Origin of the sequence: Frigidibacter sp. MR17.14, from assembly GCF_037095735.1 — a bacterium.
GTDB lineage: Bacteria > Pseudomonadota > Alphaproteobacteria > Rhodobacterales > Rhodobacteraceae > Frigidibacter.
The window spans coordinates 61,332-79,186 of sequence record NZ_JBAWKD010000010.1 but is presented as its reverse complement, the minus strand read 5'-3'; the positions used below and the strand labels follow the sequence as shown (position 1 = coordinate 79,186).

The 17,855-nt window shown below is 66.7% G+C and carries 13 protein-coding genes and 2 pseudogenes; 2 read left to right on the top strand and 13 right to left on the bottom strand.

What is annotated here, in order from left to right; genetic code table 11:
- Window positions 1-72: 72 nt before the first annotated feature.
- The 9 genes and pseudogenes from rfbB to V8J36_RS18855 all read right to left on the bottom strand — a co-directional run.
- Window positions 73-1,146, bottom strand: coding sequence for a dTDP-glucose 4,6-dehydratase (gene rfbB / locus V8J36_RS18895; RefSeq protein ID WP_336468876.1), 1,074 nt, complete (start codon window positions 1,144-1,146; stop codon window positions 73-75).
- Window positions 1,147-1,396: 250 nt separating this feature from the next.
- On the bottom strand, window positions 1,397-1,954 hold the full coding sequence (rfbC, locus tag V8J36_RS18890; protein ID WP_336468875.1) for a dTDP-4-dehydrorhamnose 3,5-epimerase: 558 nt from the start codon (window positions 1,952-1,954) through the stop codon (window positions 1,397-1,399).
- A 107-nt stretch (window positions 1,955-2,061) separates the two neighbouring features.
- Window positions 2,062-2,223, bottom strand: coding sequence for a hypothetical protein (locus V8J36_RS18885; protein WP_336468874.1), 162 nt, complete (start codon window positions 2,221-2,223; stop codon window positions 2,062-2,064).
- A 388-nt stretch (window positions 2,224-2,611) separates the two neighbouring features.
- The gene (locus tag V8J36_RS18880; RefSeq protein ID WP_336468873.1) at window positions 2,612-2,749 is read right to left on the bottom strand and encodes a hypothetical protein; all 138 of its coding nucleotides are present in this window, start codon (window positions 2,747-2,749) and stop codon (window positions 2,612-2,614) included.
- A 253-nt stretch (window positions 2,750-3,002) separates the two neighbouring features.
- On the bottom strand, window positions 3,003-5,738 hold the full coding sequence (locus tag V8J36_RS18875; RefSeq protein ID WP_336468872.1) for a hypothetical protein: 2,736 nt from the start codon (window positions 5,736-5,738) through the stop codon (window positions 3,003-3,005).
- 828 nt (window positions 5,739-6,566) lie between these two features.
- Window positions 6,567-8,198, bottom strand: coding sequence for an AAA family ATPase (locus tag V8J36_RS18870; RefSeq protein ID WP_336468871.1), 1,632 nt, complete (start codon window positions 8,196-8,198; stop codon window positions 6,567-6,569).
- Between the two features lie 426 nt (window positions 8,199-8,624).
- On the bottom strand, window positions 8,625-9,050 hold the full coding sequence (locus V8J36_RS18865) for a hypothetical protein (RefSeq protein WP_336468870.1): 426 nt from the start codon (window positions 9,048-9,050) through the stop codon (window positions 8,625-8,627).
- Between the two features lie 383 nt (window positions 9,051-9,433).
- A pseudogene (locus V8J36_RS18860) lies at window positions 9,434-9,895 on the bottom strand (transposase); the annotation flags it as partial.
- A gap of 28 nt (window positions 9,896-9,923) precedes the next feature.
- A pseudogene (locus tag V8J36_RS18855) lies at window positions 9,924-10,094 on the bottom strand (integrase core domain-containing protein); the annotation flags it as partial.
- 477 nt (window positions 10,095-10,571) lie between these two features.
- Between V8J36_RS18855 and V8J36_RS18850 the strand changes: the two are divergent.
- Entirely contained in the window at window positions 10,572-11,246 is a 675-nt protein-coding gene (locus V8J36_RS18850) for a VPLPA-CTERM sorting domain-containing protein (protein ID WP_336468869.1), read from the top strand.
- A 61-nt stretch (window positions 11,247-11,307) separates the two neighbouring features.
- Here V8J36_RS18850 and V8J36_RS18845 read toward each other — a convergent pair whose 3' ends face one another.
- The 4 genes from V8J36_RS18845 to V8J36_RS18830 all read right to left on the bottom strand — a co-directional run bounded on the left by V8J36_RS18845 (window position 11,308) and on the right by V8J36_RS18830 (window position 15,479).
- On the bottom strand, window positions 11,308-13,968 hold the full coding sequence (locus V8J36_RS18845; RefSeq protein ID WP_336468868.1) for an aminotransferase class III-fold pyridoxal phosphate-dependent enzyme: 2,661 nt from the start codon (window positions 13,966-13,968) through the stop codon (window positions 11,308-11,310).
- 86 nt (window positions 13,969-14,054) lie between these two features.
- Window positions 14,055-14,765 (bottom strand): hypothetical protein, encoded by a 711-nt coding sequence (locus V8J36_RS18840; RefSeq protein ID WP_336468867.1) that lies wholly within the window; start codon window positions 14,763-14,765, stop codon window positions 14,055-14,057.
- A 362-nt stretch (window positions 14,766-15,127) separates the two neighbouring features.
- Window positions 15,128-15,277, bottom strand: coding sequence for a hypothetical protein (locus V8J36_RS18835; protein WP_336468866.1), 150 nt, complete (start codon window positions 15,275-15,277; stop codon window positions 15,128-15,130).
- 34 nt (window positions 15,278-15,311) lie between these two features.
- Window positions 15,312-15,479, bottom strand: coding sequence for a hypothetical protein (locus V8J36_RS18830; RefSeq protein ID WP_336468865.1), 168 nt, complete (start codon window positions 15,477-15,479; stop codon window positions 15,312-15,314).
- A 1,297-nt stretch (window positions 15,480-16,776) separates the two neighbouring features.
- Here V8J36_RS18830 and V8J36_RS18825 point away from each other — a divergent pair.
- Window positions 16,777-17,769, top strand: a complete 993-nt coding sequence (locus V8J36_RS18825) for a UDP-glucuronic acid decarboxylase family protein (RefSeq protein WP_336468864.1) — start codon at window positions 16,777-16,779, stop codon at window positions 17,767-17,769.
- Window positions 17,770-17,855: the final 86 nt, after the last annotated feature.

Genomic DNA, 17,855 nt, shown 5'->3' with positions numbered 1-17,855 from the left:
CTGCTGAATCTGGCTGGCCTCCGGGGCGGCATCCCGCACGCCCCGGATCGACAGAGGTGATCGGGCGGGCGGTCAGGCCGCCGCAGTCTGGTCGTCGGTCTTTTCTCCAGTGCCCAGCCGTACGCCCACCCCCTTGCGCTCAAGCAGCGGGCGCCACCAGGCCTCGTTGTCGAGATACCATTGCACGGTCTTCTTCAGACCCTCTTCCACGGTGACCGAGGGCCGCCAGCCCAGTTCCGTGCGGATGCGCGAAGGGTCGATCGCGTAGCGCGCGTCATGGCCCGGCCGGTCGGTGACGAAGGTGATCTGCTCGGCGTAAGGCTTTTCGGCCGGGCGCAGCTCGTCGAGGATGGCGCAGAGGGTCTGCACCAGCTCGAGGTTGGTGCGCTCGTTCTCGCCGCCGATGTTGTAGCTGCGGCCCAGTTCGCCCTTCTCGACCACCAGCAGCAGCGCGTCGGCGTGATCCTCGACATAGAGCCAGTCGCGGATGTTCTCGCCCTTGCCGTAGATCGGCAGCGGCTTGCCGGCCAGCGCGTTCAGGATCACCACCGGAATGAGCTTTTCCGGGAAGTGGTAGGGCCCGTAGTTGTTCGAGCAGTTGGTCAGCACCACCGGCAGGCCATAGGTCTCGTGCCAGGCGCGGACCAGATGGTCCGACGAGGCCTTCGAGGCCGAATAGGGCGAGCGCGGGTCGTAGGGCGTGTCTTCGGTGAACTTCACGCTCGGGTCCATCGGCAGCGAGCCGAAGACTTCGTCGGTCGAGATGTGGTGGAAGCGGAAGCCGGCGGGCTTGCCTTGCGCCACCCAGTAGGTCCGCGCGGCCTCCAGCATGTTGAAGGTGCCGGTGACGTTCGTCTCGATGAAGTCCGCAGGCCCGTCGATCGAGCGGTCGACATGGCTTTCGGCGGCCAGGTGCATCACCACGTCGGGCTTGTGGGTGGCGAAGATCCGGTCGAGTGCGGTGCGGTCGCGGATGTCGGCCTTCTCGAAGCTGTAGAGGTTCGACTGCGCGACGGTGGCCACGTTGGTTTCGGAGGCCGCGTAGGTCATCGCGTCGAGATTGACCACTTCGTGGCCGCGCGCGACGGCGAGACGGACGACCGCGGAGCCGATGAAGCCGGCGCCGCCGGTGACAAGTATTTTCATTTCACCCTCGTTCCTGCGGGACAGATCCCCCGATAGCGACCCGGAAAGGTTCTGTGCAGGGTTATTCGCGACAGGTCTTCCGGGAACGTCCCGACCTGCTGCAGTGCAGTATAGTCGGGACGGCTCCGAAGGCGAGGACCATCTGCCCGCGCCCCGTCTCCTGCCTCCTGTCGACCGCGCCCCGCCAGCCTCGGGGAGGGGCGCGAAACGGCGGGGAAGGGACAGTGGGGGGCGTCATCGGCCGGCCCGCTCAGCCGGCGAAGACGAAGGGGCTGTCGAACTCGGCGAAGGGCACCGCCTTCGCGTCCTTTTCGGACAGGACCGCGGTCGAAAGGTCGATCTTCCAGTCGATGCCGAGGGTGTCGAAGCGCACCGCGCCGTCGCAGTCGGGGGCATAGACGTCCGAGCATTTGTAGAGCAGCTCGGCATCCGGCGTCAGCGTCGAGAAGCCGTGCAGGAAGCCCTTGGGGATCAGCAGCTGCAGCCCGTTCTCGGCCGACAGCTCGACCCCCACCCATTTGCCGTAGGTCGGCGAGCCCTTGCGGATGTCGACGGCCACGTCCCAGACCGTGCCGGCCCCGGCGCGCACCAGCTTGTCCTGGGCATGGGGCGGCGACTGGAAGTGCAAGCCGCGCATCGTGCCCTGCGTGCGCGACAGCGAGTGGTTGTCCTGCACGAAGTCGATGTCGATGCCCTGGGCCTTCAGGGTCTGGCGGTTCCAGACCTCGGAGAAGAAGCCGCGGTCGTCGCCAAAGCGGCGCGGCTTGAGGATCTTCACGCCGGGGAGGGAGGTGTCTTCGATCTGCAAGGAAAGCTCCAGGTCTGCTTTTCGGGCCGCACCCTAGCAGGGCGGGCGGTCTTGTCATCCCCCGACCGGTGGCCGGGGGAGGCGGGGAGGGGAAATGGCGCGGGGAGTCATCCCGCGGCCAGCGCGGCGGCCGCGGCCGGTGCGCGGCGGCGGGCGGGCTTGCGGATCACCCAGCGCGTCAGCCAAGGCATCACCCATTCAGAGACCTTCATGCACAGCAGGGTGACGAAGGCCGCATAGACCACCACGATCGCCACCCGCTCGAGCACTGCGGGATTTGGTCTGGTTTCTGTCTTCGGCTTGGGGGACGGACCGCCGGGAAATCGTGATTTCGCCCGGAAGTGGTCGTGACGACTATGCTGCCGCGCAGAATTGATGACTACCGTTTTCGTGCCCCGTGAACTCTCACGTTGTGGCCGTTTCTGCTGTTTGAGCATTCCCAGTCGCCTAGAAACAGAACCGCCTGAGCCTCGCCATCAAAGTTTGAGACATAATATAGACTATCGGATATATACGTGTAGGCGGGGCAGTTTCTATTCTTGAATGCCCCATCGCATGATTTCCTGGTGCACATCAGGAGGCTGCCATGAGACGTGCCTTCACGAACCTGACGCTGGATGAACGGCGGACGATCGCGAAGCTGTTCCAAGCTCATCCTCATTCGCCAAGGCGATACATCTCCTCCATCCGTTCGGCGAACGCCTGTAGCGCCGCACTCGGCGGGGCGCCCGGAGGGCGCGTCGCGACAAGACGCGCCAGCGGGCTGGGAAGCACCTCGCCGCAGAGATAGGTCAAGTCCTCGAGATCCTCGTCGCTGAGCGCGATCTCGACGAGTGCACCACGTCTGCGCCCTGGAACGGCGGTGGCGAGGCCGGGCTAGATCTCGACCAGCGCGGCCGCGAGGCGCAGGTTGTCGGCAGAGATGCGCAGAATGGCATCGGGGACGGCAGGCGTGAGGGGGGCTTCGGTCATGGAATTGTCCTTTCGATGATCAGCGGGCCAGCGCGCCCCTTGGGGAGGGCGCACGGTGGTTTTTCAGGTGCGGTTTTTAGGCGGCGGCCGGCTGGTCGCAGGCGGGCTGGTTCGCGGCGATCGTCTCGATGCGCCAGCGGCGGCTGGCCTTGCGCGCAGAATGGCATTCGCGCAGCACGAGACGGCCCTCCTCGGCAGAGCCGCAGCTGCGGTCCTTGAACCGCGCCAGGTGCCAGCCGAGCTGCTTGGCCGAAGCGCCACCTCCCGTCATTAACTCGCGCAACACAAGCTGCAGGGGGCCATCCTCCACAAGACGACGCGCGACGTCGGCGGCAATGAAGGACTCCTCACCGAAGGCCTCGCACAGCGCTTCGAGCAGCTGCTCGGTCTCCTCGGCCTCGCCGCCCTCCGCCCCCTGCCTGCGGATCACCGGCACCGGGTCGGTGAACACGGGCTTCTTTCTGGAGGCCTTCTCGGTAGTGGTATCCTTGGGGAGAGAGAGGGTCGCGAGCCAAGCCAACGTGCGGCCGATGCTCAGGTCCCAGTCCTCGAAGGAGGCAAGGCTGCCCTTCACGTCGGGCCATGCCGCGAAGCGGGCTCGCAGCAGCGTGACGGCGGCGCGGATTAGCGCATCACGGTTCTCCAGCACATGCGCAACCGGATCGAACCCGAAGTCGCACGGGCCCGCGTGCGGCACTAACCGGCAGACGAGCACGCGCCGCGCAAGATCCTCGCCGAAGGTGAGGTTCTTGCCGTTCATCACGACCAGCACCCGCGCCGGCAGGGCCGCGGACATCTTGCTCAACCCCAGTACCCGGTCGTTCATCAAGGGCGATGTCAGAAGCGCAGCCAGCGCATTGCTGCGTTGGTGACCGCCGGCATTGTCGATCGACAGCACCTCGCCCCCTTCGAGCAGGTGCGAGAAGATCCGCTTGCGCATTTCCTGCTCGTCACCGTCGAGCGCGGCGGAGACTGCCGACCGCCGGCCGAGACGCAGTGCCCCTAGGGTCGCGGCCAGCAGTGTCTTGCCCACACCGACGTCGGGGCCCTCGAAGACCAGCATCGGCGCAGTCGGCAACGTCGGACGGAAGATTGCCGTCAGCAGGCCACAGAAGGCGGCGGAGCAGGAGGCGTCATCGGCGAAGGGGAACTGCGCGATCGGTGCCCACAGGGTCTTGACCGCGTGCGCGATCTCTTCCTTGCCCGGTGTGCGGCAGATGTCCGCATAGGCCGCGACCGTGTCGGCCATGAGATAGCCCATGTCCGGGTCGTAGCCCGGGGCGCAGGACATCCGGCCCGAGGCGTCGAAGACCGGAACGTCGATCCGCGCGGTCAGTTCCGGCAGGCCGCAGGTCTTCTGCAGGTTCGCCACCTGGCGCACGAGACCCACCGGCGGGTCGATCGGCTTCGGGACGACCGTGCCGCCGCGCGCCTCGACCGGACGCACGTAGCGGATGATTTGGCCCAGCCGGTAGGTCAGCCGGTGCTCGTTCATCACCTCGAAGTCGGACATCGCCACATGCGCCAGCTCAGTCCCGAACCGGAAGAAGGTCCCGGCGCCGGTCATCCGCGCGATCGTCTCGTCCACCGCATCGGACATGTCGCCGGCGGGCACGCTCACCCGGTCTCGGGCGATCAGGGAATAGGTCCGCCCGCCGCGCGCGAAGGAGTGCAGGCGCGGCGCCCCGTCGAGTAAGAGCTTGCCGATCACCCGCCCGCCCTTGTAGCCGGGCTCGAGCGGATCCAGCGTCTCGAGCCCGTCGAAGGCCTCGCGGTCGGCGAGGATCTCCTTCACGGTGACGGTCTCGCGCCGGGTCTTCCCTTCCTCGCGCCGCAGCACGATGATCTTGAAGCTGCCGAAAAGCTCGCCCTTCTCGACCGCCCGCTCCAGGACCGGGGCGGCCTCGCGCCCGGCGCCGCCGAAGCGCGCGATATCCGCCAGGCGCAACTCGGCGATCCAGCGGCGGCGCTGCTTGGCCGCGGCTTCCTTGAGCGGTCCCTTCGTCCTCTCCTTTAGGGCATTGAGCTGCCGTGTCTCGTCCTTTGTCAGCGCCGGGACCCTTTCCGGGTCGAGCGAGGCGCGGTCCCCCGGCACGATCACCGGGTCGCCCCGACGCTGCGTGAGCCCGCCCTGCACATGCGCCCCGGCCGCGAAATCGAGCCGCGAGGGCTGCCAGACCGTGGTGTCGATCACCGTACGGTCGAGCAGTGCCCCGCTGCGCGAGATCTTGAACCGCCCCTGCCCGGCCAGCCAGAGCCGCGCAGCGATCAGTTCGCCCAGGCCGGGGATCGCGGCGGCGCGATCCACTAGCACATAGAGCCGCTGTCCGCGCAGGCCCGTCAGGTCGCGCCCCGCGGCGTCGCAGATGTGCGACGAGGACGACGGAAACCAGATCATCGCGACCTCGCCGAGCGCCGGCACTGCCCGGCGCAGCAGCCCCACGAGGGTGTCGCGATCCGGTGCCTGCTCGCCCTCCTCAGGGTCGATGTCGATCATCAGGACCCCCCCGGTGCCGGGCCAGGCGAAATGCGCGTTGCTGCGTGCGATCCCGGTCGCGCCCTGCGCCAGCATGGCGGTCGTCACGACGCGGTTCGGTGCATCCGTGGGCGGCGTGCCGTAGACCAGCGCCTGCGCGGTGCCGAGCGCCTTGAGTGTGTCGACGAAGTCCTGTGGCGTGGCGACCGAGAGGGTCTCGACTTTGCCCTCGATCATCTGGGCCGAGGTAGTCTTGACCAGCTCGCCGTTCTTCATCGCGTAGGTCTTCGACAGCACGGCCGGCTTGTGGGAGGTGATGCGGGAGAAGGTGAACATCGCGGATCCTCCTCAGCCGGCCGGGCGCGCGGCGGTGTGGGAGAAGGTGGTCTTGCCTGAGGTCTGCATTTTTCTTGTCCTTTTGAGATATTGGGGAAGCCTTGAAGCTTCTGCGACCAGTCTCGGGGACAGGGTTGAAAACGGACGAACGGCTTTTCGAAAAAAACGCGCCCAGCTGCCAGAAAAAAGTGGCCCGACGGCCCGCCGTCCTCTTCGCGCAGGGTTTTTGGGGGTTTCTCGGTTCTCCTAACCCCTTCTGTAGAATGAAAGAACCTGGATCTATCTTCCTTGAACGGAAACGAAGGAAAAAGATCCGAGAAACCCCGAAACCGACCCTATCCCTGTTCCGAGAGGTAGGTTTCGGGGTTTCTCGGATTCTCTCTCTCTCTCTTCACTCCGGAAAGAAGAGAAGAAAGGAAGGATCCCGTTCTCTCACTCAACGGCAACGCCGGAAGAACCGAAGAACCCCGAAAACCGCCGCGTGAGGGTGACGGCGGATGACAAAGGCTTGCGGCCGGACACCAAGCTCGAGAGCGCATGGTCGCGGAACCCAGCGCGACGGTGCTTTCCACAGAAGAAGGCGCGGATCATCCCGCCGCAACAGCATGATCGTGCAGACGATTGCCGCGCCTAGGATCAAGCGGCCGAGAGTGAGGCCTAACGGCACGAGGGTAAGCGCGGCCAGCGCCAGCGGCGCGACCAACACGGTGATGAGCTGCGCCAGAAACCGCACCCCGAGGCGGTGACGGTGCGGGCGAGCCCAATTAGGGTCGAAAGCGGGGAGGCGAGCATGGGCGGGGTCCCCGTCGGGGATATATTGGGGATCGGTCAGTGATGGCGCGGATTGCGGTCGATGCGGCGGAATTCCGCCTCGATCCGGCCGAGCCCGCGCAGAGTGAGCCGGCCGGCCTTGAGCGCGCGGGCGGCAGTCTCAAGCACGGAAGGGTCCGCGGCCACAGCCCCGAGCCGGTGCTCGACCAGCGCGCGCAGGTCGCGCCCGTCCGGATAGCCGACCTCGTGGATCGCCAGCCGGTCCAGAAGCGGGGCAGGCAGCCGCCCGATCCCGTTGCCGAGCAGAACCCAGGATAGGTGCGACAGGTCCACCGGCGCCTCGAGCCAGGGACAGCGGAAGGTCCGCGCCGTCTCGGGCTGTAGAAGCGGCAAGAGCGCGTTCAGCGGATCGCCGGCATGGGTCGCACCGGCCTTTTCGATCTCGTCGAGCAGGATGAGCGGGTTCGCCGTGCCCGACCGCGCGATGGTCGTCACCGCGATCCCCGGCCCAGCATTTCGCCAGCCAAACTCGCCCCCCGCCACCGACCAGGGGGCCGCAGCGCCCGACATGTCGACGCGCGCCGAGGCCGTGCCCGACAGTGCGGCCAAGCGCTGTGCGAGATGGGTCTTGCCGCAGCCGGGCGGCCCCAGGATCAGAAGCGGCGGCAGCCGCAGCGCCCGGTCTGGATCATCCAGGCAGTCGAGATGGCGCTGCCACATCCACTCGATCGGTCCACGGAGCCAAGGGCTTTCCTCGAAGAGCCGCGCATAGAGCAGGTCGATGGCATCGCGGGTTTCGGGCCCCTTCAGCGCCTGCGGCTTCGCCAACGACTGGCGAAGCGTCCAGCGAAGCCGCGCCTCCTCGCTGCCGCGGGCCGCCCCTTCCAGATCCGAGGCCTCGTGAAGCCGGACATGACGCGGCGGAAGTGCAGGGCCAGCGCCCCACCCTGCAGCTTCTTTTACGGTGTCTTTTTCAGTGCCTTTAACAACCTCGTCCGGCACGGCATCGCCGGTCGCGCTTCCCGCCATGGGCTTCCACAGGCCCTCCTGTCGCGAGGCCTCCGCCGTCGCGACCGCCCCGCCGGGGGGCTTGGGCATGGTGAAAGCATCGCCCCTTGCGCCATCCCTAGCTTCGCGAGCAACCTCCTTCAGTCTCAGCGCCTCAAGCTCGGCTTGCTGCGCTCGCCAGCGCAGGCGCCTGTCGCCCGACACGGCATCGGTCAGGTAGGCCGCGCGCAGCTGCGTGGCCCAGGGGAAGGCCGTGCCCAGCGGGTCGTTGAGCTCGAGCCGGACGAGCTCGCACCGGACCTCGTCCAAGTTCTCGGCAAGCGCTTCGTCCCGGCCGCTCCGCCGCGCGCGGCGCATCTCGCGCGCCACCCGGTCCTGCGTCCAGTCGGCGCTGGCGGTATGCCGGTCGCGGAAAAACTTGTAAGCATCGCCATGGCTGTGGATCAGCGCGAGGCGGATGGCCGCGACATGCTGGCTCTGCGCGCGGGCGAGCCGCAGCCGGTCGGCGATGAACCGCAGCATCTGCGGCGTCAGTGCCAGCCCGGCGCCGCGGCGGATCCGGGCGGCACGCTCGACATCGCCAGCGATCCGCGCCGCGACGATGCGGCGGATGCTATGCTCAATGGCCCGCAGGCGGTGACGGTCACGCCCTGCGGCGTCAGTGGATCCGATCTTCTTCATCGGGGGCTCTTTCCATGGCTCCCCGGCACGCAGACAGGCTCACGCCGCGAAGAGTCGCTTCACGGTCGATCTGCTGTAACGGGCCGGTTGGTCTTTTTCCGAAGAATCTTTCAGCCACGCCGAAGCGGCGCGTGAAGGCTCATCCTGCGCGATGCCCGTATGCCGGACAGGACGGGATGGGATGCCTGAAGATGGGCAACACGGAAACGGGCCGCGTGATGACAGGGAAAACGACTGATTTCGTCCGGATCATGGATCCTGAACCTCCTCTATCTCGATCTGAACCCGGCTCCGGGCCAAACAGGCTTGTCCCGCGAAGGGTGCGGGTCAGCGTATCGAAAAGAGGGTGTCGCAAGAAATCATGGGGCGACGATGGCCATGCCGGCGCCGAAGGTCAAGCCCCCAACGGCCGGCAGGGCAGACCCGTCACGCTGCATCGCAAAAGGCGAGCGGGGAGTGATCGGCGATGTCGTCATAGCTCGGAACGGGCATGACGCCGAGACGCCAAGCCAGGCGCATGTCCAGCTGCGAGGAGCAGGCACAATAATCCACGTCCTCCTGCCACCAAGCCTTGCGCGCGGCGGCGACAAGGGCATCGGGCACGAGCCGGCCGCGCACGATGCGGTCCTCAATATCCGCGCAGACCACGAGCGTGCAGTTTTCCTGCAACGGCGAGAAGAGGCCCAGGACCACGAATTTTGGCAGGTCCGGCTCCTCGTGCGTCTCGATCTCGCGAATGCTGTCGGGCGCGAGAGAGGTGCCGAGCAGGGCGGCAATCCGATCGACGATCGCCAAGTCGAGCGTGTCCGCCTCGATAGTGCAGAGCGCCGAGGCGCAGAGGAAAGAGGTCATGGGTTCTCCTGAAAACGGGTCCATTGCCGATGCTGGCAGTGCTGACAGATTAGTTGTTTAAATAATTGATTTCAAATGATTTTATATGTGAATTTTGCTCAAGCTCTGCCCTTTCCCGTGGACATAGGCTTGACCTTTTCGCCGACATCCCTCCGGCAGGGTCGTAGATTTCTGGATTTTCCCCTTTGAGCCCCGCGGCGCGGGCGCAGGGTCTTTCTGGGTGCGTTTAGGCGTGCAACTTTAATGGGGTGGACGGCCCTTGTTCGAACCGCAGCGCAAGTCGGTGCCGTGGTATGATCAGAGCTCTACTATGGGAGGATCCAACCACATAGTGCCCCACGGCATGGTGTAGGAGCGCCGACCTTCTGAGAGGTCAGGGTCTGTCAGGTAGCCACGGCAGGCAGCCTAATGCTGGTATTGCCGGTGGCGCGGGCGAGCGTTTCAAGGCTCATGTATCGTCGCGCAACGGCCCACTCGTCGTTGGCCTCGAGCATCAGCGCACCGACGAGGCGGATGATGGCAGCATCGTTCAGGAAGATCCCTATGACGTCGGCTCGAGGTTTCACCTCGCGGCTCACACGTTCCTGCGGGTTGGTGAAGGCGATCTGGGTCCAGCACTCGCGAGGAAACGACATGTAAGCGAGGATATCGTCGGTGGAGGCGTCCATCAGGGCACCGAGTTCGGGCTGCTTTTCCCGCAGCGCGTCGGCCACGACATTCCACTGCGCCTCGGCGTCGGCCTTGCTCTCCTGGGGAAAGATCGTCTTCAGCATCGCCGCCACCGCGGTGCGCTGCTTTGCCGGAGCGTGAGCCAAGGCGTTGCGCATCCAGTAGATGCGGCATCTTGGTCTTGCCCCCCGTTTCGCCGGGCACTCAGGCGGTTGCGGTTTGAGCTGCGATGAACTCGCGGGGCGAGCGCATCTTCAGCCCTGAGTGCGGGTGGTGATCGTTGTAATCCTCGATCCATGATCCGATCAACCCGAGGACCGTCTCGGCGTCCGGCAGCGGTGTCACCTGAACGTAGTCGCGCTTCAGGGTCTTCACTGTAAGCGGTGCGCCCAGCCCGTGGTTTCGGCGGTGCCGTGCATCGTGCATGCCGATCTGCAAGTGAGCTTGCGGGAGCCCGACCAAGGCTTCGAAGGGGATGGAGGCGCTGCGTTGGCGGAGTTTTGCCCAGAGACCCGGGGCCGCGCCGGGGCCGGAGATGACTCGAAGGAAACAGACTATTGCCGCCGAGGGGACAGACGGCTTTCGCTGTGATCGGCCGGAAATGACCGTCACAGCAGAGCTTGGCCCCAGATCTCCGCCTGAAGCGACGATTCCGCCCGGCCCCCGGCAGCATGAACGAGGGAAAATCCACATCCCTTCTAGAGTTTTGTCCTGCTACTGGGTACAGTCGAAAGCATAGAAGTTTATTTGCTTTGTCGTAGCTTTCTTGCCCTGCGTCCGGATCGGCATACCATAGCCCCGGGAAAGTCGCTGTATTGCTGCAATGCCGCCCCATTTGAGAGGAGACAGAGAATGAATTTGCGAGTCGCCGGCGTGATCGCCGCACTTTCGACCACCGCCTTCGCCGGTCAGGCCTTTGCCGCAACCGTCGTGCTCGACAGCTTCACCATCGCCCAGCAGGCCGTCGACGTGCCCTACGCGGGCGTGACGTCGACCTCGACCATCGCCTTCGGCCCCGGCCAGCGCACCCTGACCGCCGAGAACACCGGCGGCCCCAGCCCCGTGGCCGCCACCGAGCTTGAATCCGTCGACGGCACCCTGTCGTTCTCGAACAAGGACCGCGCGACCGGCAAGGCCACGCTGACCTACACCAACCTCGGTGACATCGATCTGGGCGACAACCCCTACTTCTATTTCGACGTGGGCTATTTCGACGCCACCGCCCTGTTCTCGGTCGAGGCCACCGACACCTTCGGCATGACCAGCACCTATTCCGAACAGCTGACGGCAGGGTTCAACCCCTACCTCTACTTCTCGCAGTTCACGGGCGACGCCGACTTCAACAGCATCGCCACGCTGTCCTTCATGCTCGACACCGGTGCGGTCATCAGCGTCGACGGCTCGCTGAACGAGATCTCTTACGGGGCGACCCCGGCCCCGGTTCCGCTGCCGGCGGCGGGCCTGCTGCTGCTCGCGGGCGTCGGCGGTCTGGGCGGCCTGCGCGCCATGCGCCGCAAGAAGGCCTGACCTTCGGGACATCGACTTTGGAAGGGGCCCCGCGGGGCCCCTTTCTTCTTGCCGGGCTGCCTCAGCCCTCGCGGTGGCACAGGACGTGCGGAACCAGCTGCGGCCAGCGGTCCCGGTGCTGCCGTTGGCGGGCGAAGTCCGACAGATCCGTCGCGGTGACCGGTCGGCCGTACCAGTGTGGTGCCGCCGGCTCGAAACCGTGTCGCCGCGCCAGATCCGCCAGCCGGTCGGCCTGGGCCAGCGACAGCCGCGCCCCGATGCTGTAATCGCCGGGCTCCCTGGCCAGAGCGAGCAGCATCGTCTCTCCCAGGCATCCCCAGCAGCGGTCGCGCGGCAGCATCTGGAAAGCGCCGAGGTCGACCTCGAAGGGTGGCGCGATCAGCCCGCCGTCGAAGGCCAGCACCCTGCCCTCGGGCGCCCGCACATCGAGCACATTCGGCGGGCGCGAGACGTCGCAGACGAGCGTGCCGGGCGGCAGCAGCCGCGGGTCGATCAGCGCCCGGTCCGAGCTGGTCGCGACCAGCACGATGTCGGCATCGCAAAGCGCATCGGCCAGCGGCAGGTTCCAGGCGAAGGGCGGCGGGTCGTCGCCCGCGATCTTCAGCGCTGCGACCATCCGCTCGGCCAGATCGGAGGCCGGGCCCTCGCCAGTGACGGTGCCGATGCGTGGCGCGATCTCACGCAGGCGCGTGGCGAGATGCCCCTGCCGGGGGCCCTTCGCGGCCGCCGGACCCACCAGCGCGTCGCAGAGTTCATTCGCGACCCGGCCCAGCAGCTTGGGTGTGAAGGGGTTCTTCGCATTGCCGACCAAGCTGATGCGTCCGGCCTCGCGGGCCAGCATCAGGGCGCCTAGACGACCGATCGCCCCCGAGGCGCCGACCACCACCACATGCGCCGTGGCGAGGTTTATCCCGGTCTGCCGCGCAAGATCGCGGATGCTCTGCACCGCCGAGATGGTGGTCAGCGTATTGCCGCTGGTGACCGGCACGCCGCGCCCGGTCACCAGCTCGCCGCCGCGGGTGGCGATCGAGGTGAAGGCGCCCAGCCCGACGCGGCCGCTGCCCTGCGCCGCGGCCATATCGACCGCGTCGCGGATCATGCTGGCGGCGGGGCCGCGGTTGGCGCCCATCATGTCGGCGGGCAGAAGCGGCACCGACATCAGCCAGCCCTCGGCGCTCGCCCCGGTCTTCGAGGTGATCTTCGCCAGCCGCCGCACCTGGCCGGGACCGACCTGCCGCACCCAGTCGCGCCAGGTCGCTAGTTCCTCGGGCGAGAACCGCGCAAAGGACGGGTCCGAGCGCAGGATGTCGTTCTCTTCGGTGTAGTGGATCAGGAAGGCGAACTCGCCGGGCACCGGCTCGGGTGCGGCACCGGCGGCCGGGGGCTGCGGGTTCTCGGCCGAGACCCGCGGCGCCACGATCCGCGCCGGATCGGCCAGATGACGGACCAGATCGACGTATTCGCGCCGGTCGATGATGTCGCAGGCGGCCTCGAGCGCGCCCATCGCCTCGTCGATCTCGGCCCGGCCGGTGATCAGGGTGGGCTGCAGGCGCAGCACGTGCGAGCTGTTGAACAGCGGCGCGGTCAGCAGGCCCTGGCGGTTCAGCAGGTAGGAACTGATCAGCGGCACCGCCGCACCGTTGCGGCTGGCGAAGGCCATGGTCGCGGACTCGTCGCGCCCGTCGAAGCCGTGGAATTCGACCCCGCACATGAAGCCGCGCCCGCGCACCGAGGCGATGACCTCGGGATAGGCGGTCTGCAGCGCCTCGAGCCGGGACTTCAGATAGGCCCCTTCGCGCGCGACATGCGCAATCATCGCGCCGTCCTCGGCCAGCAGCATGTCGAGCGTGGCATTGGCCGCGGCGCAGGCCAGGCCATTGCCCGCGAAGGTCGAGCTGTGCAGCCGTCCGAAGCGCTCGTCCCAGGCCGAGGGGCGCACGATGCAGGCCCCGATCGGGATCATGCCGCCGCCGAGTGCCTTGGACAGCAGCAGCATGTCCGGCACCTCGCGCCCGCGGGCGCAGGCGAAGAGCGCGCCGGTGCGGCCAAGGCCGGTCTGGATCTCGTCGACGATGCTGAGCACGCCGTGGCGGCGGCAGAGGGCGATGGCGGCGTCGAGATAGTCGTCGGGCGGGCAGACCACGCCGCCCTCGCCCTGGATCGGCTCGACGATGAAGGCGGCGATCCGGTCCGCCCCGGCCTCGAGCCGCGCCTCGAGCGCGGCAAGGTCGCCGAAGGGCACATAGCCGAAATCGGGGGCTGGGGCGCCGAAGCCCTCCTGGTAGACCGGCTTGCCGGTGGCCGAGAGCGCGCCGAGGGTCTTGCCGTGGAAGCCGTTCTGCGTCGAGAGCACGACCGCGCGCCCGGTGCGGATCCGCGCCAGCTTCAGCGCCGCCTCGACCGTTTCCGCCCCGCTGTTGGTGAAGGTGGTGATCCCGAGGTCGCCCGGGGTGATCGCGGCCAGACGCTCGGCCAGCCGTTCGGCCTCGAGCGGACGCAGCGGCTGCAACATCGTGGGGGTCTGTGAGCGGCGGGCGCGGTCCAGCGCTTCCCACAGCGGTTCGGGATTGTGACCGAAGGGCATCGCGCCGTATTGCGACAAGAAGTCGAGATACTGGCGCCCCTGATCGTCGAAGAGCCGGAACCCAGAAGCGCGGGTGATGCGCATGTCGAGCGCGAACATCTGCAACAGGTCGGAACGGGTCGGGTTCAGTGCCGTCATCGAGTGAACCATTTCAGTAGTTTGGGAGTTGTGAAGGATCGGCGGGATAGCTTCGCCGCGGAAAACTTCTGGAACTCGCACGTGGTCTACGCGTTCGGGACTGATCCTGTGCGCGCTTGGTAAATAGTTTGTTTACTGCGCCACCACTGCCCGATGCCGGCAAAGCTGGCAACATCTACAAGATCTGGTGGCTTGGCGACGGCAGGATCTTGCCATTGCGGGTCTCGGGCTGTGGATAGCTGCACAGCGGGACCGAATTCATGGCGAAGGCGCGTAAATTCGACGATGATCCGCACAAACTCTTCCACAATCCGCCTGTGGATTAGCCAGGCAAGACAAGGTGGCTTGCGGCAACTGCGAAGGACGGAAACGATGTTCTGCCGTGGGGGACTGTTTCGCAACGGGAGACTATGCCGAAGGTTGTCCCGCCTGATCCTGAAGCTTGGCGAGCTTGCGCCACTGGCGTATTGCTCGCGCCAGAGGAAAGGAGCAGCCGCCGCGTTCAGATGCGGTGCGACGTGCCGCAGCCCGCGACTGGCCGCATTGCGCTCGGTTTCGGACAGACCGGTGTCGGATGGGCCCGAGGCCAACCCTCCTGCCTGCATCCGCTGCTCCAGCCATGGCCGGGCGCAATGGTTCATCAAGAAGGGGCGCAGGTGGTGCCCGCACCAAGGCTCGGCGCCGGGATCGAGATATGCCAAGGCTAGGCGGCGCTCGCCATGGCGCAGGTCGATCTGCTCGGGGCGCTCGGCCTCGATAAGCGCCTCTGCCGCGGCCAGCCCTTCGGCGAGGCGCACAAGCAGCCGCGTGACACCGCGGGAAGGAGCAATCCGAAGTCCCTGCCAGACCTAGAAATGGCCCAGTTTCATGGCCCCTGCACCAAGCACGGGGCCGATCGCGAACAGCGCCGGATGGCGCAATGCGATGACGCGTGGGCGCACCCGGTGCAGCTGGAGATCCCCGAGTCCCTCGGGATGCTTGCGCGCAAGAGACGTCGCCGCCTGCCCCCTCCCACGGCAGAGCCTAGCACGATGCCGCCGCCCTGGTGCCCGGCCGAAGCCTCGGTCTGCGGGGTGATGCCATAAGCCCCGAGCCCCGTGAACCCGCCCGCGATGCGTTCGCGCGAGATCGCCAGCAGCGGGCTGCCGCGGTCCAGTAGTCAACGCGCGGCCTGCACCAGCTCGTCCCGCAGACCGTTGGCGAAGCGCAAATCCTCGCTCCGGTTGCCCTCGTGGAGCATCGTCTTGGCCAGCACTGAGCCGCCCGCGACGTCGTAACCGTGCAGTTGCTCGCCAAGCGCCTTCATCAAGCGAAGATAACGGTGCCAATTCAGCGCCTCGAGATCATGGGTAATGCGGTAGCCAATGGCAATAGGTGGCGGAACATGTCGGCATCGCCCCCGGCCGGGCGTCGGTCCCGGCGTCGAGCGCCGGGTAATAGACGCCGATCCGCTCCATCACCGATCGGCGCAGCGCCATGTTCACCCCTGCCACCGTATACCAGTCTAGCAACGAACCCGTATGGGCCGCGTCCTCTTGTCGCCACGCAGGCAGCCGCCATAGCGCCGGAAGTCGATCTGGGGCGGGTTATTGCGCTTCGAGCGGCATGGCCGTCGGTAAGGTTCCCAACTCGGGCCGAGCCTCGGCAAGTACGAAGTTGCGCGCGACATCGAGACCGGCCGCGGCTCGTGCACGCAGCGGATCTCGGGAAGCGGGCAACCAGCTCGCGCGTGGCCTCGGTGCGGTCGCGGGTGCAGTCAGATCAGTGCCGGGGCCGACATCGCGGGGCGCGCCTCGAACGTCACGGGCAGCGCGGTGAACTCGAGCTCGCGGATCGCCATGCTGCCTAGCGCGGCGGATGGCACCGTGGAAGAAGCAGAGGCGGGGGTGGAGGCTGTCTGTGGAGAGGCGATCGGATCAGGAGGCGTCAGTCCGGAAACGGGCGGAAGAGGGCCCGGGGGGCCGGGCAGCGGGAAATGGCGGGAGGAATGCGGTCGGTCGGAAACCCACTGATCATGAAACGACATCCATCTCGGTGCCCGGCCTGCGAGGCGCGCAAGGGAAGCGCAGGCTGCGGGCAGTCTGGGCGCAATCCGGGTGCAGGGAGGGCATCCGGCAGGAAGATGCCGCATGACGTCCCCCGAGAAACCATTCACCCCAGCTGACGTCAACACAGCGCGGAAAGGGCACAAGCGCCGGCTGGTCGGCAGGCAGGTCCGCTCGTCGACCAGACGCACCAGACGCTTCGCCCGGATTAGCAAGGGAAGGACTTTCCGCGATGACCGAGAGATTCTGTCGGAGACTTCCGGGGGATCCGGAACTGTTTCCGTTTACCTTTGTATCGGCCTGAATTGCGCATTTTGTTGATTCAACTTCTCGTGGCGACCGGGCCGGCCCAGAGATCGTCTTCCTTGTGCCGGCCACGCTGCAGTGCAGGCATGGCCGGGGCGGCAGCCCCTGTCCCCTCGCGGCTAGGCCTTTCGGTGACCATTGATAAATATCGCTGAATATCAGGATATTGCTACACTTCCGGCAGCGCGGATCTTCGCCCTGCCGCGGCGCGCCGCAGCAGCGAAGGGCCTCGCGAGGCATCGGGCGCGGGATGTCTCGCCGGGCCCTGGGCCCCGCCCCCGCCCCCGCGGCGAACAATCCGCATCGCTGTCTCCGTATCAAGTGATTTACAAATGGTAAACGCCTCAGGATCGTCACAATTGCCGCACAGCAGATGTTTCGAGCTGGCGGGTCGCGCCATTTCAGTTTGCCCCCCGGCGGTCCTGCCGTTGGGCCCTTTTGTCGGAAGGCATCGCAGATGACAGGTTTTGGCGGACGCGTCCTCGTCACGGGCGGTGCCGGTTTCATCGGCTCGCATCTCTGCCGCCGGCTGCTGGCCGAGGGCTATGGCGTGCTCTGCGTCGACGACTTCTCGACCGGGGCGCGGTCGAATGTCGAACCGCTGCTGGCCAACCCCCGCTTCGAGCTGCTGGAACATGACGTGGCGCGGCCGCTGCATGTCGATGTCGACACGATCTACAACCTGGCCTGCCCGGCCTCGCCGCCGCAGTACCAGAAGGACCCGATCCAGACGATGAAGACCTCGGTGCTGGGGGCCTTCAACATGCTGGGCCTGGCAAAGCGCCTGGGCGTGCCGATCCTGCAGACATCGACCTCCGAGGTCTATGGCGACCCGCTGCAGCATCCGCAGATGGAGGCCTACTGGGGCAATGTGAACCCGATCGGCCTGCGGTCCTGCTATGACGAGGGCAAGCGCTGCGCCGAGACGATCTTCTTCGACTACCACCGCGAGCACGGCGTGCAGATCAAGGTGGTGCGGCTGTTCAACACCTTCGGGCCGCGGATGCTGATCGACGACGGCCGCGTGGTGTCGAACTTCGTGATCCAGGCCTTGCAGAACCTGCCGATCACCATCTATGGCGACGGCAGCCAGACGCGGTCCTTCTGCTATGTCGACGACACGCTCGAGGGGATCGTGCGGATGATGGCGACCGGGCCGGACGTGACCGGGCCGGTGAACATCGGCAACCCGCAGGAGTTCACGGTGCTCGAACTGGCGCAGAAGGTGATCGCGATGACCGGCTCGGCCTCCGAGATCCGCCACTTCCCGCTGCCCTCGGACGATCCGACCCGGCGCAAGCCCGACATCTCGCAGGCCGCCGCGCTGCTCGACTGGGCGCCGAAGGTGCCGCTGGCCGAGGGCCTGGGCCAGACCATCGACTATTTCGAGACGCTGCTCGCCCGCCAGGGCCTGGTCACAGCGCCGCGGAAGGTGCGCTCGGCGGGGTGATGCAGCAGACGATCCGCCCCCCGGCCCCCGGCCCTCATGCGGGCCCGGACGTGTCTTCGGACCGGGCCCCGGAGACGGTTCCGGAG

Bases quoted from the DNA above. Each gene is read 5' to 3' on its own strand.
- rfbB (WP_336468876.1), bottom strand. From the start codon at position 1,146: ATGAAAATACTTGTCACCGGCGGCGCCGGCTTCATCGGCTCCGCGGTC.
- V8J36_RS18875 (WP_336468872.1), bottom strand. From the start codon at position 5,738: ATGTTCACCTTCTCCCGCATCACCTCCCACAAGCCGGCCGTGCTGTCG.
- V8J36_RS18870 (WP_336468871.1), bottom strand. From the start codon at position 8,198: ATGAAGAAGATCGGATCCACTGACGCCGCAGGGCGTGACCGTCACCGC.
- V8J36_RS18865 (WP_336468870.1), bottom strand. From the start codon at position 9,050: ATGACCTCTTTCCTCTGCGCCTCGGCGCTCTGCACTATCGAGGCGGAC.
- V8J36_RS18850 (WP_336468869.1), top strand. From the start codon at position 10,572: ATGAATTTGCGAGTCGCCGGCGTGATCGCCGCACTTTCGACCACCGCC.
- V8J36_RS18845 (WP_336468868.1), bottom strand. From the start codon at position 13,968: ATGACGGCACTGAACCCGACCCGTTCCGACCTGTTGCAGATGTTCGCG.
- V8J36_RS18825 (WP_336468864.1), top strand. From the start codon at position 16,777: ATGACAGGTTTTGGCGGACGCGTCCTCGTCACGGGCGGTGCCGGTTTC.